Genomic DNA, 24,469 nt, shown 5'->3' on the forward strand with positions numbered 1-24,469 from the left:
AGGGCGGGTTAGCGCGTAGCGCGTAACCCGCCATCCGCCAGCGCCTGATCGATCAGCTCAATCCAATGCTGCACCGGCGTCTCGGTGCCCGACTGCAGATGCGTCAGGCAGCCGATATTGGCCGACACGATCTTCCGCGCCCCGGTCGCCTCCAGATTCTCCACCTTGCGGTCCCGCAGCTGCTTGGACAGCTCCGGCTGCAGCATCGAATACGTGCCCGCCGAACCGCAGCACAAATGGCTGTCCGCGCACAGCACCACATCCACGCCGACCGCGCGCAGCACGCCCTCCACCTTGCCGCGTATCTGCTGCCCATGCTGCAAAGTGCACGGCGGATGGAAGGCCACGCGCTCCGCGATGCGTCCGCCCATGCGCTGCGCCAGCTCCGCCTCAAAGGCCGGCATCACCTCGCTCAAATCCCTGGTCAGCTCCGAAATGCGCTGCGCCTTCTCAGCATAAGCCGCGTCATGCGCCAGCAAATGGCCATACTCCTTGACGGTGACGCCGCAGCCGGACGCCGTCATCACGATGGCCTCCACCGGCGCCGCGCCAGCCTCGCCCGACACGTAGGGCCACCACGCATCCACATTGCGCCGCATATCATCCAGCCCGCCATCCTGGTCGTTCAGATGGTAGCGCAGCGCGCCGCAGCAGCCCGCCTTGGGCGCCGCGATCAGCTGCACGCCCAGCGCATCGAGCACGCGCGCCGTGGCCGCGTTGATATTCGGCGCCATGCCCGGCTGCACGCAGCCCTCCAGCATCAGCATGCGGCGCGCATGGGTGCGCGAGGGCCGCCTGCCGGCCGCCGCTGCGGGCGGCAGCTTGTCCTGCAAGGCCGGCGACAGCAAAGGCCGGACCATGCGCCCCATCGCCAGCGCAGGCGTGAACAGCCAGCGGCGCGGCAAAGCCTCCTTCAGCACATAGCGCTTCACGCGCTCGGCCAGCGGACGCTGCACACGCTGCTCCACCACCTTGCGGCCGATGTCGGCCAGGCGGCCGTACTGCACGCCGGACGGACAGGTGCTCTCGCAGTTGCGGCAGGTAAGGCAGCGGTCCAGGTGCAGCTGCGTCTTCTGCGTCACGGGTGCGCCTTCGAGCACCTGCTTGATCAGGTATATGCGGCCGCGCGGGCCATCCAGTTCATCGCCCAGCAACTGGTAGGTGGGGCACGTGGCGGTGCAGAAGCCGCAATGCACGCAGGCGCGCAGGATGGCCTCCGCCTCGTCGCCGTCGCGCGTGTTCTTGATGAAGTCTGCCAGATTGGTTTGCATAGTTTTACATGCGGCCCGGGTTGAATATCCCGGCCGGGTCGAAGGCCTGCTTGAGGCGCTGGTTGATCGTAGCCACGGCCGGCGCCATCGGATGGAAAGCGCCGGGGCGCTTGTCGTCTGCACGGAACAGCGTGGCGTGGCCGCCGGCCGCAGCCACGCTGCGGCGGATGTCCTGCGCCGCGTCCGCGCTGGCGGCAGGGTCGACCTTCAGCCAGCGCTGCGCACCGCCCCACTCGATCAGCTGCTCGCCCTTAAGGATGATGGCGCTGGCCGCAGGCGGCACCGAGAGCCGCCACAGCGCGCCGCCCTCGAAATAGCTATGCGTCTGATCGCGCAAGCCGTTCCAGAACAGCGCCGCCTCCGCATCGTCCACGCGGCCGCCGCCCATGCGCAGCAGCGCCGCGCGCACCGCAGCCTCCGCACCGGACAGGCGCAGCGTCAGCACGTCCTGGTGCCAGCAGCTGGCCGACACCGGCAAAGGCTGGCCCGCCCATTCATTCAAGCGCCGCAGCGCCTCGATCTCGCTCATGCCGAAGCGCAGCGTGGCCTCGCACACCGGCAGCGGCAGCACCTTGAGCGACACCTCGAGTATCAGCCCCAGCGTCCCCATCGAGCCCGCCAGCAGGCGCGACACGTCATAGCCCGCCACGTTCTTCATCACCTGCCCGCCGAAGCTGAGCACCTCGCCCTTGCCGTCCATGAGCTTCGCGCCCAGCACGAAGTCGCGCACGCCGCCGGCGCTGGCGCGGCGCGGACCGGCCAGGCCGCTGGCCACTACGCCGCCCATGGTGGACGCCTCGCCGTAGCGCGGCGGCTCGAACGCCAGCATCTGCGCGTTGGCGGCCAGCAGCGCCTCGACTTCAGCCAGCGGCGTACCGCAGCGCACCGTGATCACCAGTTCGGTCGGTTCATAATCCACCACGCCGGTGTAGGCGCGCGTATCGAGCACGGCCCCAGCGGAGGCAGCAGTGGCTGCGTTGCCATACCAGTCCTTCGTGCCGCCGCCGCGCACGCGCAAAGGCGTGGCCGCTTCAACGGCCGCCAGCACCTGGTTGCGGAATTGTTCTACGATCGCTTGCAAGATAACTCCGTTAAAAACGCGGCAGGCCCGCGTGCGGCAGCACACCCGCCGTCACGCGCATTTTGCCGAACTCCGCGCAGCGGTTCAATGTGGGAATGGCCTTGTTCGGATTGAGCAGCATGGCCGGATCGAAGGCACGCTTCACGCTGAAGAAGGCCTCCAGCTCGGCGGGCTTGAACTGCACGCACATGGAATCGATCTTCTCTATGCCCACACCATGCTCGCCGGTGATGGTGCCGCCCACTTCCACGCACAGCGCCAGTATCTCCGCGCCAAAGGCCTCGGCGCGGTGCAGCTCGTCCGGCTGGTTCGCGTCGAACAGGATCAAGGGATGCAGATTGCCGTCGCCCGCGTGGAACACATTGGCGCAGCGCAGGCCGTACTTGGCCTCCATCTGCTCGATGCCGATCAGCACCTGCGCCAGGTTCTTGCGCGGGATGGTGCCGTCCATGCAGTAGTAGTCCGGCGAGATGCGGCCCGCCGCCGGGAAGGCGTTCTTGCGTCCGGACCAGAACTTGAGACGCTCCGCCTCGCTGCGCGAAACCTGGATGGCGCTCGCGCCGGCAGCTTCCAGCACCGCAGTCATGCGCGCGATCTCCTCCTCCACTTCCTCCTGCGTGCCGTCCGCCTCGCACAGCAGGATGGCGGCGGCGTCGGTGTCGTAGCCCGCCTTGACGAAGGGCTCGACCATGCGCGAGGAGGTGCGGTCCATCATCTCCAGCCCGGCCGGGATGATGCCGGCCGCGATCACCTTGGCCACCGCGTTGCCGCCGGTGACCACGTCGTCGAACGAAGCCATGATCACGCGCGCGCAGGCCGGCTTGGGCACCAGCTTCACCGTCACCTCGGTGACGATGCCCAGCATGCCCTCCGAGCCGATAAAGACCGACAGCAGATCCAGGCCCGGCGCATCCAGCGCCTCGCTGCCCAGCTCCACCACATCGCCCTCCAGGGTGGCCACGCGCACGCGCAGCACGTTGTGCACCGTCAGGCCGTATTTCAGGCAGTGCACGCCGCCCGAATTCTCCGCCACGTTGCCGCCTATGGTGCACGCGATCTGGGACGAGGGGTCCGGCGCGTAGTACAGCGCATGCTGCGCCGCCGCCTCCGAGATCGCCAGGTTGCGCACGCCGGGCTGCACCACCGCCGTGCGCGAGTAGGCGTCCATGCGCACGATCTGGTTCATGCGCGCGGTCGACAGCACCAGGCCGTCGGCGATCGGCATGGCGCCGCCGGACAGGCCGGTGCCCGCGCCACGCGGCACGATGGGCACGTTCATGTCGCGGCACACCTTGAGCACGGCCAGCACTTCCTGCTCGCTGGCCGGCAGCGCCACGATCATGGGCGCCTGGCGATAGGCCGCCAGGCCGTCGCATTCATAGGGTTTGGTGTCTTCCAGCGCGGACAGGATGCTGGCTGCCGGCAGCACGGCGCGCAGGGCGGCCGCAACGCTGTGCTGGCGCTCGGCCGTGAAGGCCGGCTTGGGGGTGGCTATGGTCATGGGTGGAAAGCATATCGCCGATGAAGCAGTGATTGTAAGGCACCCGGCCTGAATTTATCGTATGCTCGCAGTCATTCCAGAATTAAGGGGCAATACCATGGGCAACCGACTCTCGAAAATCGCCACCCGCACCGGCGACAACGGCACCACCGGCCTGGGCGACGGCAGCCGCACCAGCAAGGACAGCCTGCGCATCCACGCCATCGGCGACGTGGACGAGCTGAACTCCAACCTGGGCCTGCTGCTGTGCGAAGCCATGCCGGACGACCTGCGCGACGAGCTGGTCGGCTTCCAGCACGACCTGTTCGACCTGGGCGGCGAACTGTGCATTCCGGGTTATCAGATGATCAAGGAAGAGCATGTGGAAAAGCTGGACGCGCTGCTGGCCAAGTACAACGCCACCCTGCCCGCGCTGACCGAGTTCATCCTGCCGGCCGGCTCGCGCGCCGCCGCCATCGCCCACGTGTGCCGCACCATCTGCCGCCGCGCCGAGCGCAGCATCGTCACGCTGGGCAACGCCGAGCCCATCCACGAGCACCCGCGCCAGTACGTGAACCGCCTGTCCGACCTGATGTTCGTGCTGGCCCGCGTGCTGAACCGCTACGCCGGCGGCGGCGACGTGCTGTGGCAGCACGAACGCAAGAGCCGCTGATCAAACACTCGTTTGAGGTCACAAATTGTGACCTCAAACAGCTGTTGAATTTTCCGGGTCATGCGCATTGCCTTATTCATAAGTTGTTGATAGGATGGAGTATTGCCTTCAATCAACTTTTCTCCATGCCCCGTCCTTTCCTGTCCCTATGCGTGCAACTCTGCGCCGCATGTGTTCTTTCTTCGGCCGCCGCAGCGAACCTGGACGGCCTGGCCAAGCGCAGCTGGATCAAGGTCGACAGCCCGAACTTCAGCATCGTCACCGATCAGCCCGAAGCCGTCGCCCTGCGGGTGGTGACCGACATGGAGGCGTTCCGCCACTTCAGGCGCGAGTACGGCACCCTGAAGGCGCTTGAGCTGTCCAAGCCGCTGCCCATACTCGCCTTGGGCGAGGATGCCTTTGCCGAAATCGGCTTTCCCGCAACGTGGGCAGGCGTCTTCCAGCTCGACCTGCAAGGCTACTCAGCGGTCGCCAATATCGGCGACTATATGCGCGGCAGCAAAACCGACAACTGGCCGCGCACAGTCCTGCTGCACGAATACTTCCATTTCCTGTTGCGCATGTCGGAACGGACATTCGCCTACCCGCACTGGGTGGATGAGGGCATGGCGGACTACTGGGCCACGTTCAATGTCAACGGGCCAACCATCCGTCTGGGAGACCGCGTCACAAGCGATGGCGGCAGCCGCGACCACGGCCTCTACAACCACCTCGGCCGCCTCTCGCTCGACATGCAAACGACTTTCAATACCGTCGACCTGACACTGGAAGGCAGCTCGCGGGCCGATCACTACGATCTGAGCCGCTTCTACTCGGCCGCATACTTCGCGGTGCACTACTTCAACTCCACCGACGCCTTGCGCGCATCGCTGGCCAGATACGTCACATTCATCAATCGCGGCTACCGCCAGGACCGGGCTGCGGCGATGGCTTTTCAACAGTCCTACGCGGAGCTGAACAAGGCGATTGCGAAATACGCCTCCCTCCACCTGACGGCGCAGGTCATGACCTATCGGCATGGCGACTTCGTATTCCCCAAGATTTCCCCTTCCGTCACCCGGCTCGATACGCCCGGCCTGTATGCGCAGCTTGCACGCATCCTTCCCAACCACAAAATTTCGCGTGCAGACCTGGAAAAACTGCTCACCAGGAACCGCGAACTGAATCAAGACGACGCCGACGCCAATCTTCTCCCACTGCTGCACGGCCTGGAAAGCAGTACGGCAGGCGCGGCCCTGGAGCAGCGCTTTCCGAAACATCCCATGCTGTTGACGCTGCGCGCCGACATGCTGCGGGGGCAGGCCGAACACATGAAGGACCAGGGCGAAGCCGGCTGGCCGGCCATCGCCTACAAGGCCCGCGACTACTACCGCAAAGCGATCCGCATCGATGCAGGCTATCCCGCACCGTATAACGGCCTGGGACTGCTGTATCAGCTGCTGCCGGACAGCGAACCGCTGCAGGAAGCGGTGGCGGGCTTCGATACCGCATCGATCTACACGCGCGAGCCGGAGACCTTCAGGCAACTGGCAGGTGTATTCCTGCGCATGGGTAAACCGATGGAAGCACTGGACGCCTTGCGCAGCGCGGTGGCGTTCAGCAAGCCCTCCTTGCTCGGTCCCGAAGCGCTACTACTCGACAATGTCGAATTGCTGAACGACCTGGCCGGCGAGGCGAAAGCCACGGCCACGGGACTCGAATACGCCGGCGGCACACGCTACACCGGTGCCGTCAGCAACGGCAAGCCGGACGGCATGGGCAAAATCAGCCTGCCGAACGGATCGTACTACGAAGGGCCGTTCGTGCAAGGCGTCCCTCATGGCAAAGGAAAACTGGCCAGCGACTCGGGGCTGGTCTACCTCGGGGAATTCGACCGTGGATACGGGCGCGGCCAGGGGGAAGTCAGCTACCCGTCCGGCAGCGAGGCCATCTCTTACAAGGGCCAGGTGGACTATATGCGGCCATCCGGCAAAGGCGAACTGGTGACCAAAACGGGCCGCTACGTGGGCGGCTTCGAGGACGGCAGCATGCACGGCGCGGGCGAGTTCACGGCAGCAAAAAAACCGGTAACGCTGAGCGGCGCCTGGCGGCGCGGCGGCTTCGAATGGGCGGCAACGGATGGCATAGTCTTCAACGGACCTGCGGACACGAACGGCCTGCGGCACGGAAAAGGCACATGCCGGGGAACCGACGCCAACGACATACCCGCACCGTGCGTATTCAAGGAAGGCAAGCTATTGTTCGCCGCTGACTGAAGCGAAGCGCGCCTGCAGAAAGTCCATAAACAGGCGTGCGCGCAACGGCTGGTGGCGGCGGGAGGGATAGAGCAAGTTGAGGTCTTGCGTTGCCCCTTGCCAGGCGGGTAGCGCGCGGGTGAGTTTGCGGCTTGCCAGCAGGTCCTGAACCAGCCAGGCGGGACACAAGCCGATGCCGCCGCCCATGGCTAGGCTTTCGCGTATCGCCAGGGCATTGTTGACGCGGTAGCGGCCGTGGGTTTGCACCTGCACGCTGCGCTCGCCATTGTGCAGTTCGACAGTGCCGCCCGTGCTAAGCCAGGCGAAGCGGATAACTTCATGCGCGGCCAGGTCGTCGGGCTGGCGCAGCTTGGGATGGCTTTTCAGATAGCCCGGCGACGCCACCAGCCAGCGCGGCGAACTGCCGATCTTGCGGGCGATGGCGTTGGGCGGCAACTCGCTGCCCAAGCGCAGGGCGACATCGACGCCCTCTTCCACCAGATCCACCATGCGGTCATTCAGTATCAGTTCGATTTCCATGCCGGGGTATTGCGCGAGGAATTCCTGCACCAGCGCGTTCAGGCGGAACTGGCCCAGCGCGACCGGGGCATTCACGCGCAGCAGGCCGGACGCGGTTTGCGTTTCGCCGCGCGCGTCGGCCACGGCTTCGGCATAGTCCTCCAGCACGCCTTTGCTGCGCTCGTAGAAGCGCTGGCCTTGCACGGTGGGCGACAGGCTGGAGGTGCTGCGCTCCAGCAGCCGCACACCCAGGGAGTCCTCCAGCGCGGCGACGACCTTGCTGACGGTGGGCTGCGTGGTGCCGTGTTCGCGCGCGACGGCGGACAGGCTGCCCAGTTCGACGGCGCGCACAAAGTATTGCAGGGAGCGGATGGAGTCCATGCCGGTCTTTCATTCGATATTGGAATGAAGCATAGTCCATTTCGGCCACTTCCGCATGATAGTGGAATGAATGAAGATGGCTGCACACTTACTCAAGGAGCAGACCATGTTGAAGACTTTGACCGTCATCGGCATTGCAGCCGCCGTCGCCTTGCCTGCCGTGGCGGAAGAGCAATGGCAGACCAGCTGGTACGCGGCGCCGCAGCCCGGCTGGGATGCAGGCTTTGCGCTGCCGACCAACATCCCGCTTAGCCTGCAGGATCAAACCGTGCGCGAGACGCTGCGCCTCAGTGCGGGCGGGCAGAGGGTGCGGGTGGTGCTGTCGAACCGCTATGGCACCGAAGCTCTGGTGATAGGCGAGGCGCGGCTGGCGCGCACCGCCGCCGGCGCGGCCGCCGGGGCGTCGCACGCCATCACCGCGGCGCCGGCGGGCGTGCTGACCTTCGGCGGCCAGCGCTCTGTGACGGTGCCGCCCGGGAAGCAGGCGGTCAGCGATGCACTGGATTTCTGCGTGCGCCCGCTTGAGCGGCTGAGCGTATCAACTTACTTTCCGCAGCGCGCACTGCCCTCCACCTTTCACTGGGGCGCGCAACAGACGGGATTTATCGCCAGCGGCAACCAGACTGCGGCGCGGCAGCTGCCTGGCGCAGAGACGCTGCAGGGGCGCATATTCCTGACCGCTGTCCATGTGAGCGGCGGCGCGGACGGCGGCACCTTGGTGGCGCTGGGGGATTCGGTCACGGACGGGAATGGCTCGACGCCGGATCACGACCGCCGCTGGCCGGACTATCTGGCCCGGCTGGCGGTGGCGCGCGGCTTGGCTGTGGCGAATGCCGGGATCTCGGGCGCGCGCGTGCTGGCCGACCGCATGGGCGAGCGCGCGGCGGCGCGTTTTGAGCAGGATGTGCTGGCCCAGCCGGGCGTGCGCAGCGTGATCGTCGCGCTGGGCATCAACGATATCGGCTGGCCGGCCAGCGCCTTTGCGCCGCACGATCCGGCCATGGCGGCGGAAACGCTGATCGCCGGCTACCGCAAGCTGATCGAACGCGCCCATGCAAACAAGGTGAAGGTGATAGGCGCCACCATGGCGCCGTTCGAGAACGCGCTGCAAGGCACGCCCCTGTCGGACCATTACAGCCCGGCCAAGGACGCCGTGCGGCGCCAGGTGAACGACTGGATACGCAGCAGCGGCGCCTTCGACGCGGTGGTGGACTTCGATGCGGTGCTGCGCGACCCCGCGCGTCCGTCCCGCCTGCTGCCGGCATTCGACTCGGGCGACCATCTGCACCCGGGCGACGCGGGCTATGAAGCAATGGCAAAAGCCGCGTATCAAGTTCTGTAGGGCGGGTTAGCGGAGCGTAACCCGCCATGAGCCGTCGAAACGCATGGCGGGTTACGGCTCCAGCAGCCGCGCCATGCCGCGCGACATGCTGATGCGCGAGGCGTGCGAAGGGTGGCTCGCGATCAGCGGCTCGCCGGGGCCGTTGTCGGCATCCGCGTCGGCCAGCTTGCGGTAGAAGCTGAGCATGGCGGAGGCCGGCCAGCCGGCGCGGTGTGCGATCACCATGCCCAGCTGGTCCGCCTCGCGCTCCTGCATGCGCGACAGCCAGGCCAGGCGCAGCTGCAAAGACAGGTCGCTGTCCAGCCGCAGCATCACCACGTCGACCGGTACCAGCGGACGGTACACCAGCTGCGCTTCGGACAAAAACTCGCGGGAGTGTTCGGCGATGGCGTGCGCCACCTCGTGCGCCAGCAGCACCGCCAACTCGCTGTCGGTCAGCGCCAGCCGCCGTACAAAACCTGCGCCCACCAGCAGCTTGCCGCCGGCCAGGCAGACCGCATCGATATCCGCTGCGCCGGCCAGGTGCACCTCCCAGGGCCAGTCCGCCGCTTCCGGTTTCAGTTCGATGGCGGCGGCAATCAGCGTGGCGCTGACGTAGCGCAGGCGGTGCAGCAGCGTACGGTCCGCATCGAGCTTGCCGGCGGCGGCCAGGTCCACCACCTGCTCGATATAGCGGTCTTCCATGCGCTCGACGACCTCGTCCGCGCCAAAGCGCAACTCCTGCCAGCGTCCGGAATCCGGCACCTGGGCCTGCGCGCCTGCGCACAGCAGCCATCCGGCCAACAGCATAGCGAGACCGCGCATGACGCCCCCTCATTGGAATAAACCGTTTATACCAATATAGGAGAGCGCGGGCGCAGCCGCAAGCGGGACTTACTTGTTGTAGTTGTTTTTAGCGCGGACGTAGTGCTCGGCCGAGTACTTCAGCCAGGTGATTTCCGCTTCGGTGAGCTTGCGCACGCGCTTGACCGGGCGGCCCACGTACAGGTAGCCGCTTTCCAGCACCTTGCCCGGCGAGACCAGGCTGCCGGCGCCAACCATGACGTGCTTTTGCACCACCACGTCGTCCATGACGATGGAGCCCATGCCGATCAGGCATTCGTCGCCGATCTCGCAACCGTGCAGGATGACCGAGTGGCCTATGGTGACGTAGTTGCCGATCTTGAGCGGCGAGCCGTCCGGCTTGGCCGGGTTCTTGTGCGAGACGTGGCCCATGGCGAAGTCCTGCACATTGCTGCACTCGCCGATGGTGATGCGGTTGACGTCGCCGCGCAGCACGGTGTTGCACCAGACCGAGGAATCGCGGCCGATGCGCACGTCGCCGATCACTTGCGCGGTGTCGTGCAGGTAGACGCCCTCGCCCAGTTCGGGCGAGGTGTCGAGGTAGGAACTGACTGGCATGCTGGAACTATCCGTTGTTGACGACCAGGCGCGGTTCGCCGTTGCCGTCCGCATCCAGGAAGCGCGCCTTGATGGACGCTGCGATGCCGCCCGCGTCCAGGCCCACGCTGGCCAGCAGCTTGGCCGGGTCGCCGTGGTCGATGAATTTGTCCGGCAGGCCCAGCATCAGCACAGGCTTGATGATGCCCTCGGCGGCCAGCGCCTCGGCCACGGCGGAACCTGCGCCGCCCATGATGCAGCCCTCTTCCACCGTCACGAAGTAATCATGTTCGGCGGCCAGCTGCTTGACCAGTTCCACGTCCAGCGGCTTGACGAAGCGCATATTGGCAACCGTGGCGCCCAGCTGTGCGCCCGCCGCCACCGACGGCGCCACCATGGAGCCGAAGGCCAGGATGGCGATCTTCTCGCCCTTGCGCTTGATCTCGCCCTTGCCGATCTCGATCGAGTTCAGCGCCGGCTCGATGGCCGCGCCTATGCCCGCGCCGCGCGGATAGCGGATCGCCGCCGGACCTTCGTAGTGGTAGCCGGTGGTCAGCATCTGGCGGCATTCGTTTTCGTCCGACGCGGCCATCACCACCATGTTCGGGATGCAGCGCATGAAGGCCAGGTCGTAATTGCCGGCGTGCGTGGCGCCGTCCGCGCCCACCAGGCCGGCGCGGTCCAGCGCGAAGGTCACGTCCAGGTTTTGCAGCGCCACGTCGTGGATCAGCTGGTCGTAGCCGCGCTGCAGGAAGGTGGAATAAATCGCCACCACCGGCTTCAGGCCTTCGCAGGCCAGGCCCGCGCCGAAGGTGACCGAGTGCTGCTCGGCGATGCCGACGTCGAAATAGCGGTCCGGGTATTCCTGCTCGAAGCGCACCATGCCCGATCCTTCGCGCATGGCGGGCGTGATGCCGACCAGGCGCTTGTCCGCCTTGGCCATGTCGCACAGCCAGTTGCCGAATACTTCGGTGTAGGTGATCTTGCCGGCGGGCGCAGGCTTGATGCCTTCGGCAGGATTGAATTTCGGCGTGCCGTGGTAGAGCACCGGCTCGGCCTCGGCCAGCTTGTAGCCCTGGCCCTTCTTGGTTACCACATGCAGGAACTGCGGCCCCTTGAGCTTTTTGATGTTCTCCAGCGTCGGGATCAGCGATTCCAGGTCGTGGCCGTCGATGGGGCCGATGTAGTTGAAGCCGAACTCCTCGAACATGGTGGCCGGGACCACCATGCCCTTGGCGTGTTCCTCGAAACGCTTGGCCAGTTCCAGCACGGGGCCGGGCAGCACCTGCTTGCCCACGTTCTTGGCGGCCGCGTAGAACTGGCCGGACATCAGGCGCGCCAGGTAGCGGTTCAGCGCGCCCACCGGCGGCGAGATCGACATGTCGTTGTCGTTCAGGATCACCAGCAGGTTCACGTCGTCCTGCACGCCCGCGTTGTTCAGGGCCTCGAAGGCCATGCCTGCGGTCATGGAGCCGTCGCCGATGACGGCGATGGCGTGGCGGTGCTCGCCCTTGATCTTGGCCGCCTGCGCCATGCCCAGCGCGGCCGAGATGGAGGTCGACGAGTGCGCCGTGCCGAAGGTGTCGTATTCGCTTTCCACGCGGCGCGGGAAGCCGGAAATGCCGTCCAGCTGGCGCAGCGTATGCATTTGGTTGCGGCGGCCGGTCAGGATCTTGTGGGTGTAGGTCTGGTGGCCCACGTCCCACACGATGCGGTCGTGCGGCGTGTTGAAGACGTAGTGCAGCGCCACGGTCAGCTCCACCGTGCCCAGGTTGGACGACAGGTGGCCGCCGGTCTTGGAGACCGAATCGAGCAGGTAGTTGCGCACCTCGTGCGCAAGCGGCGTGAGTTGGGTGCGCGCCAGCTTGCGCACGTCTGCCGGGTCGTTAATATTTTCGAGCAAATTCATTCTTAAGCCTTCCGCTGCACGATCAAATCCGCGAGTTCGCGTAAGCGCATCGCTTGTTCACCAAACGGCGCGAGCGCTGCGTGCGCGTCCAACCGCAATTGTTCCGCCAGCACGCGCGACGGTTCCAGGCCCAGTATCGAAACATAGGTCGGCTTGTTGTCGGCGGCGTCCTTGCCGGCCGTTTTGCCCAGCGTGGCCGAATCGGCGGTGGCGTCGAGCACGTCGTCCACCACCTGGAAAGCCAGGCCGATGGCGCGCGCGTAGGCGTTCAGCGCCGCCAGTTCGGCCTCGTCCAGTTCCTTGCCGGCCAGCGCGCCCAGCACCACGGACGCGCGCAGCAAGGCGCCGGTCTTCAGCTGGTGCATGCGTTCGAGCTGCTCCAGCGTCAGGCTCAGGCCCACGCTGTCCAGATCGATGGCCTGGCCGCCGCACATGCCGGCCGAGCCGGACGCGTGCGCCAGCAGGCGCAGCATGGCCGCCAGGCGGGCGGGCGGCAGCCCGGCCACTGCGGCGGCGTCGGCCAGCACCAGGAAGGCCTGCGATTGCAGCGCGTCGCCCACCAGCAGCGCGGTCGCTTCGTCGTAGGCCACGTGCACGGTGGGTTTGCCGCGCCGCAGTTCATCGTCGTCCATGCAAGGCATGTCGTCGTGCACCAGCGAGTAGGCGTGGATCATTTCAACGGCGGCGGCGGCGCGGCTCAGTACCGCCGCATCCGCGCCGAACAGCGCGCCGGCGGCGTACACCAGCAGCGGGCGCACGCGCTTGCCGCCGCCCAGCAGCGCGTAGCGCATCGCCTCGTGCAGCTTGGCCGGTTCGGCGCCGGCGGCGGGCAGGTAGCCGTCCATATCCTGCTCCATGCCGGCCTGGATGGTCTTCATCCAATCCTGGAAGGACGCGCTCATGCCAGCTCCTCCGTGTCCGCGAAGGGCTTCAGCATGCCGCCTTCGAGCACCTTCACCTGCGTTTCCACCTTGTCGAGCTGGCCGGCGCAGTATTTCACCAGTTCCGAACCGCGCGCATAGGCCGCGACGGACGCTTCCAGCGGCAGCTGGCCCGCCTCCATTTGCGTCACCAGTTGCGCCAGCTCCGCCATGGCTTCCTCGAAAGAGGCCGGCGGCGGCAGCACAGGGGCGGATTCAGCGTTCAATTTCTTAGACATAAGCACTCAAATCAGTAAGGCCGGACGGCGTTCAGGGGCCGCCAGCCCAGTTTAGCCCGTTATTTTAGATCAAACCATCCAATGCAGTGGAATTAACAGTTGGCCAAGTGAGCGCGCCGGGGACGCGGTGTTGCAAATCAGTCCACCCTATCGGGACGGCAATCCGCGGCAATCCACCCGCGGACCACCTTAACACAAGCGGAAGATGGGCATTTCACGTTATAATCGCCGGTTCTGTCCGAAATACCGTTTCAAAAACTGAATTCAGGTCTTTACGGATTCTGTCTCTTCTTGGTTTGCAGCACATTAATTAAGGGGGGTTGGGATGTCCGATCTGGCTACCCACGCCAAGCTAGCGCGCTCCAACGCGCAACTTCCGGTTAACGTCTACTTTGACGAAACGCTACTGCAGCGTGAAATGCAGCAACTGTTCAAAGCCGGCCCGCGCTATATCGGGCATGAGCTGATGGTGCCGAACACCGGCGATTTTGCGACCCTCGTTTCCGAAAACGAAGGGCGTATGCTGGTGCGCAACGCCAACGGCCTGGAAGTGCTGTCCAACGTCTGCCGCCACCGCCAGGCGCTGATGTTCAATGGGCGCGGCAACAGCAGCACCATCGTCTGCCCGCTGCACCGCTGGACCTACGACCTGAAAGGGGAGCTGATCGGCGCGCCGCACTTCCCCGAAACGCCATGCCTGAACCTGCCCAAGACCAAGCTGCAAAGCTGGAACGGCCTGCTGTTCGAGCAGAACGGCTACAACGTCATGGAAAAGCTGAAGGAGATGTCGGTCACCAAGGACCTGGACTTCAGCGGCTATATGTTCGACCACGTGGAAGTGCACGAGTGCGACTATAACTGGAAGACCTTCATCGAGGTCTACCTGGAGGACTACCACGTCGAGCCCTTCCACCCCGGCCTGGGCAGCTTCGTCAACTGCGAAGACCTGCGCTGGGAATTCGGCGCCGACTACAGCGTGCAGACCGTGGGCGTGAACCGCAGCCTGCGCAAATCCGGCTCGCCGGTGTACGAGAAATGGCACGAGCAGGTGCTCAAGTTCCGTGGCGGCGAGCCGCCGGAATACGGCGCCATCTGGCTCACGCTCTACCCCAACATCATGGTGGAGTGGTATCCGCACGTGCTGGTGGTGTCCACCCTGTGGCCGGACGGCCCGCAGAAAACGCGCAATGTGGTGGAGTTCTACTATCCTGAAGAAATCGTGCTGTTCGAGCGCGAGTTCGTGGACGCCGAACGCGCCGCCTACATGGAAACCTGCGTGGAGGACGACGAAATCGCCCTGCGCATGGACGCCGGGCGCAAGATCCTGATGCAGCGCGGCGAAAACGACGCCGGCCCCTACCAGTCGCCCATGGAAGACGGCATGCAGCACTTCCACGAGTGGTACCGCAGTAAAGTAACGCTGTAAGTGTAGGGCGGGTTAGCGGCAGCGCCGCGTAACCCGCCACAGCGCCGCCGCATCGCAAACATGGCGGGTCACGACCCGCCCTACGGAAAGACACTGCCGCCTATGCAATCGCTTTGGATGCTGTTTGCCAGTTTCATGTTCGCCGCCATGGGCGTGTGCGTGAAACTGGCCTCGGAAATCTACACCACCTCCGAGATCGTGCTGTGCCGCGGCGTGATCGGCGTGACGGTGCTGTTCTGCATGATACGCATCCAGGGCGGCAGCCTGAAGACCGGCATGCCGCTGGCCCACCTGTGGCGAGGCTTCATCGGCGTCATTTCCCTGTGGCTGTGGTTCTACGCCATCGCCAAGCTGCCCCTCGCCACCGCCATGACGCTGAACTACATGGCGCCGATCTGGATCGCCGTCTGGCTGTTCATGCACGGCTGGTGGCACGCCAAGAACCGCATTGAATGGCCCCTGATACTGGCCGTGTTCATGAGCTTTGTCGGCGTCACCCTGCTGCTGCAGCCGGCCTTCAACTCCCATCTGTTCGGCCCCACGCTGGTGGCGCTGGGCTCCAGCGTGCTGTCGGCCATGGCCTATATGCAGGTGCGCAAGCTGGGCCTGGCGGGCGAGCCGGAATACCGCGTGGTGTTCTATTTCTCGATTGGCAACCTGATCGCCGGCGTGGCGGGCAATATCCTCGAAGCGGGCAGCGGCCCGGTGGTATGGCACGCGGTCGACACCTGGCAGAAATTCTTCCTGATGCTGGGCATAGGCCTGTTCGCCACCGCCGCGCAAATGGCCATGACGCGCGCCTACCGCGTCGGCAAGACGCTGGTGGTGGCCAATCTGCAGTACACCGGCATTGTGTTCTCCAGCTTCTGGGGCGTGATGGTGTTCAACGACTCTTTCGACTGGCACAGCTGGCTGGGCATAGGCATTATTCTCGCCTCCGGCATCGCCGCGACGTTTTACAATACCCGCAGTACGGAACGCGGCAAGGCCATCGCCACGACCGATCCGATTGCCAGCGAAGTATAAAAAACAAAAGGAGCGCCATGTACACCACCCTGATCGACGCCGCCGGCCTGGCGCAGCACCTGACCGACCCGGACTGGGTCATCCTGGACTGCCGCCATGACCTGATGAATCCGAACGCGGGCCGCGACGGCTACGCCATCGGCCATATCCAGAACGCGCAATTCGCCAGCATCGACGACGATTTGTCCGGCCCGAAGAGCCCGGCCGGCGCGCAGTTCACCGGCCGCCATCCGCTGCCGGAGCGCGGCGCGCTGATCGAAACCCTGCGCGGCTGGGGCATCAGCGACAGCACCCAGGTGGTGGCATACGACGCACACGGCGGCATGTTCGCTGCGCGCCTGTGGTGGCTGCTGCGCTGGATAGGCCACCCGGCGGTGGCGGTGCTGGACGGCGGCATGGCCGCGTGGCAGTCGCAGGGCCTGCCGCTGGTGACGCCGGTGGCGCAGCGCGCGCGCGGCCACATCACCGAGCGCCCTACGCTGACGCATACCGTGACCGTGGCGGACGTGGTGGAGAACCTGGGCACCCACCGCCGCACCGTGGTGGATGCGCGCGCGGCGGACCGCTACCGGGGCGAGAACGAGACCATCGATCCGGTGGGCGGCCACATACCGGGCGCGAAGAACCGCTTCTTCAAGGACAACCTGCGGCCGGACGGCCGCTTCAAGCCAGCGGCGCAGCTGAAACAGGAATTCGCGCCGCTGTTCGGCAGCGCATCGGCCGCCATCATGCAATGCGGCTCGGGGGTGACGGCCTGCCACAACTTGCTGGCGATGGAAGTGGCCGGCCTGCACGGCGCTGCGCTGTATCCCGGTTCCTGGAGCGAATGGTGCGCCAACCCCGCCCGCCCGATCGCCACCGGCGCCTGATCACGGCCGCTTGCGGCGCTGGCGATACCAGCGTGTAACCCGCAGAATATCGTCCTGCATTCGATACTCGAGCGTATGGCCGGTGTTGGGCACAGCGAAGGAGCGCACCCCGGCACGGGTTCCGGGCGTTCCCATGCCGGGCTGGCTGGCCAGCAAGGATAGCGCATGCATGACCCGCTGTTCAAAAAGTGCCACTGTTAACACGTCCTGCTCCGCAATACGCTGCAAAGTGCCGTGATAGGACTGGAGTGCGGGCAAGGCCCATTCAACGCGGCGATTATTTTGCAGCCTGTTTTTGCCGGGCATAACGATCAATCATGCGGCGGGTTTCGGCCATTACCTCGTCATTGGATACTGTGCCCTGCTCCAGAATACTCTGCTCGGCCAGCAAATTTTCGCGAACGCTTTCTTCGCATTCTTCAAATCCATCCCGTTGAACAAAATACAAGGTTTCCAGCGGCGTGCGCTCGGCCAGCGCGGCCAGGCGCTCGAGGCGCTCGCGGTCGGATGGGGACAGGGCTTGCAGGTCTTGTTCGGTAGCCATGATTGCCTCCTTGGCGGCCAAAACACCACCTTAGCACAGGGCGGACCGCGCGGTTTGCGCGGCCGCAAGCGCTTTTAGTGGCGGTGCGCGGTGAGGAAGAGGACGATGGCGACGCCGGCGGCGATCAGCAGCACCTGGGGCACGGTTTCGCGCAGGGTGGCGCGGCGCTGCATCTGCGGCATCAGGTCGCTGACGGCGATGTAGATGAAACCGGACGAGGCGAACACCAGCACGTAAGGGATCAGATTGCTGGCCTGGTCCAGCGTGTAGTAGCCCAGCAGGCCGCCGGCGATCGCCATCATGCTGCACAGCAGATTGTAGATGTAGGCGCGCGTACGCGAGAAGCCCGCGTTCAGCAGCACGATGAAGTCGCCGATCTCCTGCGGAATCTCGTGCGCGATAATCGCCAGGCCGGTCACCAGGCCCAGGCCGGGGTCGGCCAGGAAGGCCGCCGCGATCAGGATGCCGTCGGTGAAATTGTGCATGCCGTCGCCGACCAGTATCATCCAGCCCGCCTTGCCGGCCTCGCGCTTGTCGTGGCCATGGTGGTGGTGGTGGCCGTCGTGCTCGTGGTGGTGCGAGTGGCGCAGGATGGCCAGCTTCTCCAGCATGAAGAAGGCCAGCAGCCCGCCCAGCAGGGTGGCAAACAGCGTGCGCGGGTCGGCGTTCGACTCAAACGCCTCCGGCAGCGCGTGCAGCAGCGACGTGGACAGCATGATGCCCACCGACAGGCTGACCATGCGCTCGACCACCTTGGACAGCAAGGTAAACGAGAAAATGGCCGCAGCCGTCAGGCTGATCACGCCGCCTATAGTGGTGGCCAGCAGTATGGAAATGAGTGTGGAATCGATTTTATAACCTCGGACTGCCTTGGAACGCTACGCAAAACTGCGCAAACCGGGCATTTTACCGCCCGGCCCGGTTTCCTGCTCAGTTATGCAACGCCGTTGGCCTTGAACCAGGCGACGGCACGCGCGAAACCGTCCTTGGCGTCGGCTTCGTTGTAGCTGGGACGGTAGTCCGCGTGGAAGGCGTGGCCCGAGTTCGGGTAGACCACAAACGTGGATTTGGTGTTGCCGGCCGCCGCCAGCGCCGCTTTCAGCTTGTCCAGCGATTCGACCGGGATGCCGGTGTCCTTGGCGCCGTACAGGCCCAGCACCGGCGCCTTGATCTTGTCCGCCACGTCGATAGGCTGCGCGGGGTTGATCGGCGTCTTGTCGCCCACCACGCGGCCGTACCAGGCCACGCCGGCCTTCACGTTCGGGTTGTGCGCGGTGTACAGCCAGGTCTGGCGGCCGCCCCAGCAGAAGCCGGTGATGCCCAGCTTGTCGGTGTTGCCGCCATTGGCCTTGGCCCAGGCCACGACGGCGTCCAGGTCGGCCAGCACTTCGGTGTCCGGGGTTTTGCCGACGATGTTTTTCATCAGCTCGGCCTGGGACGGCGCCTTGGTGGCGTCGCCCTGGCGCACGAACAGGTCCGGCGCCAGCGCCAGGTAGCCCAGCTTGGCGAAGCGGCGCGCCACGTCGGCGATGTGCTCGTGCACGCCGAAGATTTCGGAGATCACCAGTATCACGGGCAGGCCGGTCTTGCCGGCGGGCTGCGCGCGGTAGACCGGCACGGCGGTGCCGTTCACCGTCACCGTGACGGTGCCGGCGGTCAGGCCTTCGGTGTCTGTCTTGACCACGTTCTGCGCCACCACCGGCAGCGCGGCGGCGGCAAAGCCGGTGCCCAGCGCCACTTTCAGGAAGTCGCGGCGGGGTATGCCGTCGTTCAGGTGCTTTTCGTTCAGGCTTGCTGCGTCGTTCAACAAATCTTTCATCAGTCCCCTCCAGTGGTTACAACAAAATGTGCGGCGGCGCTGGCGGGTTACGGCGGCGCCTAACCCGCCCTACGCATATGACGGCGTCGCGGCATTGGTTGCGACGTCGCGACAGGGCGTAGGGCGGGTTAGCGTAGCGTAACCCGCCGTTAGTGCGCCTCCTCCCAGTTCTTCCCTACCCCGACCTCGGCCAGCAGCGGCACCTTCAGCTGCGCCACGCCGGCCATCAGCTGCGGCAGCTTCTCGCGCACCAGCGCCAGCTCGTCGTCGGGCACTTCCAACACCAGTTCATCGTGCACCTGCATGATCATCTTGGTTTTCAGCTGGTCTTTCTCCAGCCAGTCCTGCACCGCGATCATGGCCAGCTTGATCAGGTCCGCCGCCGTGCCCTGCATCGGCGCGTTGATCGCGGCGCGCTCGGCGCCCTGGCGGCGCGGGCCGTTCGGCGAATTGATCTCCGGCAGCCACAGGCGGCGGCCGAACACGGTCTCCACATAGCCCTTGGCCTTGGCCTGCAGGCGCGTATCGTCCATGTACGCCTTCACGCCGGAGAAGCGCGCGAAGTAGCGGTCGATATAATTCTGCGCGGCGGTGCGGTCTATGCCCAGGTTGCCCGCCAGGCCGAAGGCGCTCATGCCGTAGATCAGGCCGAAGTTGATCACCTTGGCGTAGCGGCGCTGCTCGCTCGTCACCTCGGCCGGGGCCACGCCGAAGATTTCGGCGGCGGTGGCGCGGTGGATGTCCTCGCCCTCGGCGAAGGCGCGCAGCATGTTCGCGTCTTCCGAGATGTGCGCCATGATGCGCAGCTCGATCTGCGAATAGTCGGCCGAAACGATGTGGCTGCCCTCGGGCGCGATGAACGCTTCGCGGATGCGGCGCCCTTCGGCCGTGCGGATGGGGATGTTCTGCAGATTGGGATCGTTCGACGCCAGGCGCCCCGTCACCGCCACCGCTTGCGCGTAGTTGGTGTGCACGCGGCCGGTGGCCTTATTGATCATCAGCGGCAGCTTGTCCGTGTAGGTGGACTTCAGCTTGGCCATGCCGCGGTATTCCAGCAGCACCTTCGGCAGCGGATAGTCCTCGGCCAGCTTTTGCAGCACTTCCTCGTCGGTGGACGGCGCGCCGCTCGGGGTCTTTTTCACCACCGGCAGCTTCAGCTTCTCGAAGAAGATCTCGCCGATCTGCTTGGGCGACCCCAGGTTGAAGGGCTGCTCGGCTAGTTCGTGCGCCTTGGCTTCCAGTTCCACGATACGTGCGCCCAGTTCGGCCGACTGCGTCTTGAGCAGCGCGGCGTCTATCATCACGCCGTTGCGCTCTATCTTCTGCAGCACGATGGCGGTCGGCAGTTCGATCTGGCTGTAGATGTGCTCCAGCTTCGCATCCGCAGTGACGTTGCCATGCATGGCCAGGTGCAGGCGCAGCGTGATGTCGGCGTCTTCCGCCGCGTACTCGGTGGCGCGGCCGATTTCCACCTGGTCGAAGGTGATCTGCTTGGCGCCCTTGCCGCACACGTCCACGAAGGGAATGGTGGTGTGGTTCAGGTGGCGCAGCGCCAGGCTGTCCATGTCGTGCGTGCGGTGCGACTCGAACACATAGGACTGCAGCAGCGTGTCGTGCACGATGCCGCGCAGCGCCACGCCGTGGTTGGCGAAGATGTGCGCGTCGTATTTCAGGTTCTGGCCCACTTTGGCCTTGGCGGCGTCTTCCAGCCAGGGTTTCAGCTTGTCCAGCACCAGCTCGCGGCTCAGCTGCTCCTGCACGCCCTGGTAGCTGTGCGCCACCGGGATGTAGCAGGCCAGGCCAGGCTCGGTGGCCAGCGAAATGCCGACCATTTGCGCCGTCATCGGCTCCAGCGAGGTGGTTTCCGTGTCCACGGCGGTCAGCTCTGCGGCGTTGATGCGCGCGATCCAGGCGTCCAGCTGGGCTTCGGTGAGCACGGTTTCGTAGTTCACGCTGGCGGGCGCGCTGGCGGCGGCGAACAGGTCGCCATTGGCGCCGCCGGCGGCGATCGCGCCGTCCGGCGCAGCGCCGGCACCGGAGCCATTGCCGGAGGCTGCGGCCGGAGCGCCTGCGCCGCCGGCGCCGATGGGCGCGGACGGCGTCATGCCGCCCAGTTCGCGCAGCAGGGTCTTGAAGCCGTATTTGCCGAAGAAGGCCAGCAGCGCTTCCTTGTCCTCGCCCTTGGCCACCAGCGATTCGGAAATCGACATCATGTGCGCGGCCAGGTCGCAATCGGTTTTCACGGTGATCAGCTCGCGGCCCTTGGGCAGCCACCCCAGCGCCTGGCGCAGGTTCTCGCCCACGGCGCCGGTGATTTTCTCCGCATTGGCCATCACGCCGTCCAGGCTGTCGTAAGCGGTCAGCCACTTCAGCGCGGTTTTCGGGCCGCACTTGGCCACGCCCGGCACGTTGTCGACCGTGTCGCCGATCAGGGTCAGGTAGTCGATGATGCGGTTGGGCGGCACGCCGAACTTAGCCAGCACGCCCGCCTCGTCCATTTTCTCGTTGGTCATGGTGTTGATCAGCATGACGTTGGGGTTGACCAGCTGCGCCAGATCCTTGTCGCCGGTGGACACCACCACGTCCAGCCCCACCTTCACCGCGTCCACGCACAGCGTGCCGATCACGTCGTCCGCCTCCACCCCCTCCACCATCAGGATGGGCCAGCCCATGGCGCGCACCGCCTCGTGGATAGGCTCGATCTGCAGGCGCAGGTCGTCCGGCATGGAGGCGCGGGTGGCCTTGTATTCCGGGTACATATCGTCGCGGAAGGTCTTGCCCTTGGCGTCGAACACGCAGGCGATGTAGGCGGCGGGGAAATCGGCGCGCAGGCGGCGCAGCATGTTGACCATGCCGTGCATGGCGCCGGTCGGATGGCCGTCCGGACTGCGCAGGTCGGGCAGCGCGTGGAAGGCTCGGTAGAGATAGCTGGAACCGTCAACCAGCAGCAGGGTCTTTTGCATATTAGAAAATTAAGCGTTCCGGCGTTATAACAATGTAGTCGGCCATTATCGCAGACTATTTTAAAACCGGAACCGTGTCGGTTTGTTACAATGGGCACATACAGAATCTAGCTATTCACTTAACAGGGCGGTATACATCATGCGTGCATCCATAATCTGGCCAGTCCTCATTCTCGCCCTGAACAGCGTCGCCCAGGCTCAAACGCCTTCGGCCGCGCCCCCCAAACTCGACAAAATCGAAGAAGTTGACACGCCGATCACGGTTACCACCAAGCCGGCCAACGAACGCAAGATCACGGAGAAACGCGAAGGCGGCCGTGTGACCGAGGCCAAAGTCAAGAGCGGCCCGAGCACCTACACCGTCAAGGCGCAGAACACCAGCAGCACCACGGCCCTGCCCGGCGACGCCGCCGGCTCGGCCAACCGTGGCCCGCAGTGGACCGTGATGGAATTCGACATCGGCAAGAAAAAGACCAAGCAGAAGGAAGGCGAAGCGGCCGACGACACGCCGGCCCCGCCGCCCGCCAAGCCCTGAGCCTGCGCTGGTCCGCGACTTTCTTGCTCCCGCAGCTTACTTAAACAAACCTCTACTCATGGCAGTTTTTACCCCGGTCAGCCTGGATGACGTCAGCCAGTGGATCACGCAATTTCCTCTCGGCAAACCGGTCGCGATCAAAGGCATCGCGTCCGGCATCGAAAACAGCAACTTCTTCCTCACGACCGAGCGCGGCGAATATGTGCTCACGATCTTTGAGAACCTGTCTTTCGAACAACTCCCCTTCTATTTGAACCTGATGCGCCACCTGGCCGACCGGGGCGTGGCCGTGCCCGCGCCGATCGCCAACGCGGACGGTCAGCTGGTGGTGCCGCTGCACGGCAAGCCGGCCTCCATCGTCACCAAGCTGGTGGGCAAGTCGCAAATGGACCCGCAGCCGGTGCATTGCGCCGAAGTGGGCGCCATGCTGGCGAAAATGCACGTGGCGGCGCTGGACTACACCGGCACGCAGCCCAATCTGCGCGGCCTGGACTGGTGGAACTGGGCCACGCCGCAAGTGCTGCCCTTCCTGTCCGACGCGGAAGCGCACCTGCTGCGCGCCGAGATGCATTTCCAGGAAGCGTTCTACGGCTGCGACACATACAAGCAGCTGCAGCAAGGCCCGGTGCACGCCGACCTGTTCCGCAACAACGTCATGTTCGACGGCGACAAGCTCACCGGCTTCTTCGACTTCTACTTCGCCGGCTGCGACAGCTGGCTGTTCGACGTGGCGGTGACGGTCAACGACTGGTGCATCGACCTGGACACGGGCGTGCTGGACACGGCGCGCGTGCGCGCCATGCTGGACGCCTACCATGCCGTGCGCCCCTTCACCGAGGCGGAGCAGACCGCATGGCAGCCCATGCTGCGCGCCGGCGCGCTGCGCTTCTGGCTCTCGCGCCTGTACGACCTGCACCAGCCGCGCGAAGCGGAGATGCTCACGCCGCACGACCCCACGCACTTTGAACGCATCCTGCGCGAACGCATCGCCGTAGCCGCACCAGCACTGTACTGACACTGAAAACCGATATGGGCAAACTTCCCGCAAGCACCGGCTGGCTCTGGATCAAACAGGGCTACGGCATGTTCAAGCAGCAGCCAGGCAACCTGACGTCGCTGGCCATGCTGTACGCCATGCTGAATCTGCTGCTTAACATCGTGCCCTATATCGGCCCGCTGGCCTGGGTGATCCTGACCCCGGTGTTCTCGGTAGCGTTAATACAGGCTGGCGCCGACGTGGAGCAAGGCAAGCGGGTAACACCGAAACTGCTGACGGTAGGCTTCCAGAAGCCGGCCTTCGGCAAACTGGTGGCGGTGGGCCTGCTGTACATGGCTGCCGCTGCGCTGGCCATCGGCCTGGCCACGCTGGCCAGCGACGGCATGCTGATCAAGCTGCTCACCGGCCAGGTGCCGCACAACTCGCCGGAAGCGCGCGACGCCAGCCTGGGCGGCGCCTTCCTGGTCATTATGGCGGCCGGCATTCCGGCGGCCATGGCCTTCTGCTTTGCCGCGCCGCTGATCTACTTCCAGAAAATGGGCGTGGGCAAGTCCATCTTCTTCAGCTTCTTCGGCGTATGGCGCGCGTTCAAGACCTTCGCCGTTTTCCTGATCAGCATGTTCGGCCTGATGCTGCTGCTGTCGCAGACCGTGGCCCTGCTGTTCGGCCGCACCCCCGCCTTGTATATGATGGTGATGCAGGTGGTGCTGGTGCTGTTCTCGGTGCTGTTCCACTGCTCGCTGTACGCCAGCTACCGGCAAATCTTCGGCAGCCCGGTACAGCCGCAGGACCCGCAGGAAAACCAGCCACAGGAATAAGCAATCCGTAGGGCGGGTTAGCCCGCAGGGCGTAACCCGCCAG

General features: G+C 65.1%; 23 protein-coding genes. 9 read left to right on the forward strand and 14 right to left on the reverse strand.

Annotated elements, in window-relative coordinates; genetic code table 11:
• Positions 1-8: 8 nt before the first annotated feature.
• Genes glcF through GTP77_RS07975 form a run of 3 tightly spaced genes read right to left on the reverse strand, consistent with a single transcriptional unit; the run spans position 9 to position 3,853 of the window.
• Positions 9-1,271: a glycolate oxidase subunit GlcF gene (gene glcF, locus GTP77_RS07965; protein WP_161071637.1), complete on the reverse strand. Its 1,263-nt coding sequence runs from the start codon at positions 1,269-1,271 to the stop codon at positions 9-11.
• A 4-nt stretch (positions 1,272-1,275) separates the two neighbouring features.
• A complete protein-coding gene (gene glcE, locus GTP77_RS07970) occupies positions 1,276-2,352 on the reverse strand; it encodes a glycolate oxidase subunit GlcE (protein WP_161071638.1) in 1,077 nt (358 codons plus the stop codon).
• A 10-nt stretch (positions 2,353-2,362) separates the two neighbouring features.
• Positions 2,363-3,853, reverse strand: coding sequence for an FAD-linked oxidase C-terminal domain-containing protein (locus GTP77_RS07975; RefSeq protein ID WP_161071639.1), 1,491 nt, complete (start codon positions 3,851-3,853; stop codon positions 2,363-2,365).
• 97 nt (positions 3,854-3,950) lie between these two features.
• On the opposite strand from GTP77_RS07975, the gene GTP77_RS07980 reads away from it, so the two are divergent.
• A complete protein-coding gene (locus GTP77_RS07980) occupies positions 3,951-4,505 on the forward strand; it encodes a cob(I)yrinic acid a,c-diamide adenosyltransferase (RefSeq protein ID WP_161071640.1) in 555 nt (184 codons plus the stop codon).
• Entirely contained in the window at positions 4,478-6,760 is a 2,283-nt protein-coding gene (locus tag GTP77_RS07985) for an MORN repeat-containing protein (RefSeq protein ID WP_161071641.1), read from the forward strand. Before GTP77_RS07980 ends, GTP77_RS07985 begins: the two co-directional genes overlap by 28 nt.
• Here the strand turns inward: GTP77_RS07985 and GTP77_RS07990 are convergent.
• A complete protein-coding gene (locus tag GTP77_RS07990) occupies positions 6,740-7,639 on the reverse strand; it encodes a LysR family transcriptional regulator (RefSeq protein WP_161071642.1) in 900 nt (299 codons plus the stop codon). The genes GTP77_RS07985 and GTP77_RS07990 overlap by 21 nt on opposite strands.
• 106 nt (positions 7,640-7,745) lie before the next feature.
• Here GTP77_RS07990 and GTP77_RS07995 point away from each other — a divergent pair, with 106 nt between their 5' ends.
• A complete protein-coding gene (locus GTP77_RS07995) occupies positions 7,746-8,981 on the forward strand; it encodes an SGNH/GDSL hydrolase family protein (RefSeq protein WP_161071643.1) in 1,236 nt (411 codons plus the stop codon).
• Positions 8,982-9,032: 51 nt separating this feature from the next.
• Here GTP77_RS07995 and GTP77_RS08000 read toward each other — a convergent pair whose 3' ends face one another.
• The 5 genes from GTP77_RS08000 to GTP77_RS08020 all read right to left on the reverse strand — a co-directional run bounded on the left by GTP77_RS08000 (position 9,033) and on the right by GTP77_RS08020 (position 13,429).
• Positions 9,033-9,785, reverse strand: coding sequence for a M48 family metalloprotease (locus GTP77_RS08000; RefSeq protein ID WP_161071644.1), 753 nt, complete (start codon positions 9,783-9,785; stop codon positions 9,033-9,035).
• A 69-nt stretch (positions 9,786-9,854) separates the two neighbouring features.
• Positions 9,855-10,382, reverse strand: coding sequence for a gamma carbonic anhydrase family protein (locus tag GTP77_RS08005; RefSeq protein ID WP_161071645.1), 528 nt, complete (start codon positions 10,380-10,382; stop codon positions 9,855-9,857).
• A 7-nt stretch (positions 10,383-10,389) separates the two neighbouring features.
• Positions 10,390-12,270, reverse strand: coding sequence for a 1-deoxy-D-xylulose-5-phosphate synthase (gene dxs / locus GTP77_RS08010; protein ID WP_161071646.1), 1,881 nt, complete (start codon positions 12,268-12,270; stop codon positions 10,390-10,392).
• 2 nt (positions 12,271-12,272) lie between these two features.
• Positions 12,273-13,172, reverse strand: a complete 900-nt coding sequence (locus GTP77_RS08015) for a polyprenyl synthetase family protein (protein WP_161071647.1) — start codon at positions 13,170-13,172, stop codon at positions 12,273-12,275.
• Positions 13,169-13,429 carry an exodeoxyribonuclease VII small subunit gene (locus GTP77_RS08020; protein WP_161071648.1) on the reverse strand — a complete coding sequence of 87 codons (261 nt, stop codon included), beginning with the start codon at positions 13,427-13,429 and terminating at the stop codon, positions 13,169-13,171. Before GTP77_RS08020 ends, GTP77_RS08015 begins: the two co-directional genes overlap by 4 nt.
• Positions 13,430-13,754: 325 nt before the next feature.
• On the opposite strand from GTP77_RS08020, the gene GTP77_RS08025 reads away from it, so the two are divergent.
• From GTP77_RS08025 to GTP77_RS08035, 3 genes are all read left to right on the forward strand, one after another.
• Positions 13,755-14,855 carry an aromatic ring-hydroxylating oxygenase subunit alpha gene (locus tag GTP77_RS08025; RefSeq protein ID WP_161071649.1) on the forward strand — a complete coding sequence of 367 codons (1,101 nt, stop codon included), beginning with the start codon at positions 13,755-13,757 and terminating at the stop codon, positions 14,853-14,855.
• A 102-nt stretch (positions 14,856-14,957) separates the two neighbouring features.
• Positions 14,958-15,881: a DMT family transporter gene (locus GTP77_RS08030; RefSeq protein WP_161071650.1), complete on the forward strand. Its 924-nt coding sequence runs from the start codon at positions 14,958-14,960 to the stop codon at positions 15,879-15,881.
• A 17-nt stretch (positions 15,882-15,898) separates the two neighbouring features.
• Positions 15,899-16,750, forward strand: coding sequence for a sulfurtransferase (locus GTP77_RS08035; RefSeq protein WP_161071651.1), 852 nt, complete (start codon positions 15,899-15,901; stop codon positions 16,748-16,750).
• Here GTP77_RS08035 and GTP77_RS08040 read toward each other — a convergent pair whose 3' ends face one another.
• The 5 genes from GTP77_RS08040 to polA form a co-directional block, all read right to left on the reverse strand.
• Positions 16,751-17,056, reverse strand: coding sequence for a type II toxin-antitoxin system RelE/ParE family toxin (locus tag GTP77_RS08040; protein ID WP_161071652.1), 306 nt, complete (start codon positions 17,054-17,056; stop codon positions 16,751-16,753). It lies immediately after the preceding gene.
• Entirely contained in the window at positions 17,028-17,294 is a 267-nt protein-coding gene (locus GTP77_RS08045) for a hypothetical protein (RefSeq protein WP_161071653.1), read from the reverse strand. Before GTP77_RS08045 ends, GTP77_RS08040 begins: the two co-directional genes overlap by 29 nt.
• A gap of 74 nt (positions 17,295-17,368) precedes the next feature.
• Positions 17,369-18,097, reverse strand: a complete 729-nt coding sequence (locus tag GTP77_RS08050; protein WP_228895019.1) for a ZIP family metal transporter — start codon at positions 18,095-18,097, stop codon at positions 17,369-17,371.
• A 131-nt stretch (positions 18,098-18,228) separates the two neighbouring features.
• Complete coding sequence (locus GTP77_RS08055; RefSeq protein ID WP_161071654.1) at positions 18,229-19,113, reverse strand: dienelactone hydrolase family protein; 885 nt, start codon at positions 19,111-19,113, stop codon at positions 18,229-18,231.
• Between the two features lie 149 nt (positions 19,114-19,262).
• Positions 19,263-22,076, reverse strand: coding sequence for a DNA polymerase I (gene polA, locus GTP77_RS08060; RefSeq protein ID WP_161071655.1), 2,814 nt, complete (start codon positions 22,074-22,076; stop codon positions 19,263-19,265).
• A gap of 139 nt (positions 22,077-22,215) precedes the next feature.
• Here polA and GTP77_RS08065 point away from each other — a divergent pair, with 139 nt between their 5' ends.
• From GTP77_RS08065 to GTP77_RS08075, 3 genes are read left to right on the forward strand one after another with little or no spacing between them, the layout of a single operon-like run.
• A complete protein-coding gene (locus tag GTP77_RS08065; RefSeq protein ID WP_187358644.1) occupies positions 22,216-22,611 on the forward strand; it encodes a hypothetical protein in 396 nt (131 codons plus the stop codon).
• Between the two features lie 58 nt (positions 22,612-22,669).
• Positions 22,670-23,626, forward strand: coding sequence for a homoserine kinase (locus GTP77_RS08070; RefSeq protein WP_161071656.1), 957 nt, complete (start codon positions 22,670-22,672; stop codon positions 23,624-23,626).
• A 14-nt stretch (positions 23,627-23,640) separates the two neighbouring features.
• Positions 23,641-24,426, forward strand: coding sequence for a BPSS1780 family membrane protein (locus GTP77_RS08075; protein ID WP_161071657.1), 786 nt, complete (start codon positions 23,641-23,643; stop codon positions 24,424-24,426).
• Positions 24,427-24,469 lie beyond the last annotated feature (43 nt).

The organism is Pseudoduganella aquatica, assembly GCF_009857595.1.
Classification (GTDB): domain Bacteria; phylum Pseudomonadota; class Gammaproteobacteria; order Burkholderiales; family Burkholderiaceae_D; genus Rugamonas; species Rugamonas aquatica_A.

Bases quoted from the DNA above. Each gene is read 5' to 3' on its own strand.
- glcF (WP_161071637.1), bottom strand. From the start codon at position 1,271: ATGCAAACCAATCTGGCAGACTTCATCAAGAACACGCGCGACGGCGAC.
- GTP77_RS07975 (WP_161071639.1), bottom strand. From the start codon at position 3,853: ATGACCATAGCCACCCCCAAGCCGGCCTTCACGGCCGAGCGCCAGCAC.
- GTP77_RS07980 (WP_161071640.1), top strand. From the start codon at position 3,951: ATGGGCAACCGACTCTCGAAAATCGCCACCCGCACCGGCGACAACGGC.
- GTP77_RS07990 (WP_161071642.1), bottom strand. From the start codon at position 7,639: ATGGACTCCATCCGCTCCCTGCAATACTTTGTGCGCGCCGTCGAACTG.
- GTP77_RS07995 (WP_161071643.1), top strand. From the start codon at position 7,746: ATGTTGAAGACTTTGACCGTCATCGGCATTGCAGCCGCCGTCGCCTTG.
- GTP77_RS08000 (WP_161071644.1), bottom strand. From the start codon at position 9,785: ATGCGCGGTCTCGCTATGCTGTTGGCCGGATGGCTGCTGTGCGCAGGC.
- GTP77_RS08005 (WP_161071645.1), bottom strand. From the start codon at position 10,382: ATGCCAGTCAGTTCCTACCTCGACACCTCGCCCGAACTGGGCGAGGGC.
- dxs (WP_161071646.1), bottom strand. From the start codon at position 12,270: ATGAATTTGCTCGAAAATATTAACGACCCGGCAGACGTGCGCAAGCTG.
- GTP77_RS08015 (WP_161071647.1), bottom strand. From the start codon at position 13,172: ATGAGCGCGTCCTTCCAGGATTGGATGAAGACCATCCAGGCCGGCATG.
- GTP77_RS08020 (WP_161071648.1), bottom strand. From the start codon at position 13,429: ATGTCTAAGAAATTGAACGCTGAATCCGCCCCTGTGCTGCCGCCGCCG.
- GTP77_RS08025 (WP_161071649.1), top strand. From the start codon at position 13,755: ATGTCCGATCTGGCTACCCACGCCAAGCTAGCGCGCTCCAACGCGCAA.
- GTP77_RS08030 (WP_161071650.1), top strand. From the start codon at position 14,958: ATGCAATCGCTTTGGATGCTGTTTGCCAGTTTCATGTTCGCCGCCATG.
- GTP77_RS08035 (WP_161071651.1), top strand. From the start codon at position 15,899: ATGTACACCACCCTGATCGACGCCGCCGGCCTGGCGCAGCACCTGACC.
- GTP77_RS08040 (WP_161071652.1), bottom strand. From the start codon at position 17,056: ATGCCCGGCAAAAACAGGCTGCAAAATAATCGCCGCGTTGAATGGGCC.
- GTP77_RS08045 (WP_161071653.1), bottom strand. From the start codon at position 17,294: ATGGCTACCGAACAAGACCTGCAAGCCCTGTCCCCATCCGACCGCGAG.
- GTP77_RS08055 (WP_161071654.1), bottom strand. From the start codon at position 19,113: ATGAAAGATTTGTTGAACGACGCAGCAAGCCTGAACGAAAAGCACCTG.
- polA (WP_161071655.1), bottom strand. From the start codon at position 22,076: ATGCAAAAGACCCTGCTGCTGGTTGACGGTTCCAGCTATCTCTACCGA.
- GTP77_RS08065 (WP_187358644.1), top strand. From the start codon at position 22,216: ATGCGTGCATCCATAATCTGGCCAGTCCTCATTCTCGCCCTGAACAGC.
- GTP77_RS08070 (WP_161071656.1), top strand. From the start codon at position 22,670: ATGGCAGTTTTTACCCCGGTCAGCCTGGATGACGTCAGCCAGTGGATC.
- GTP77_RS08075 (WP_161071657.1), top strand. From the start codon at position 23,641: ATGGGCAAACTTCCCGCAAGCACCGGCTGGCTCTGGATCAAACAGGGC.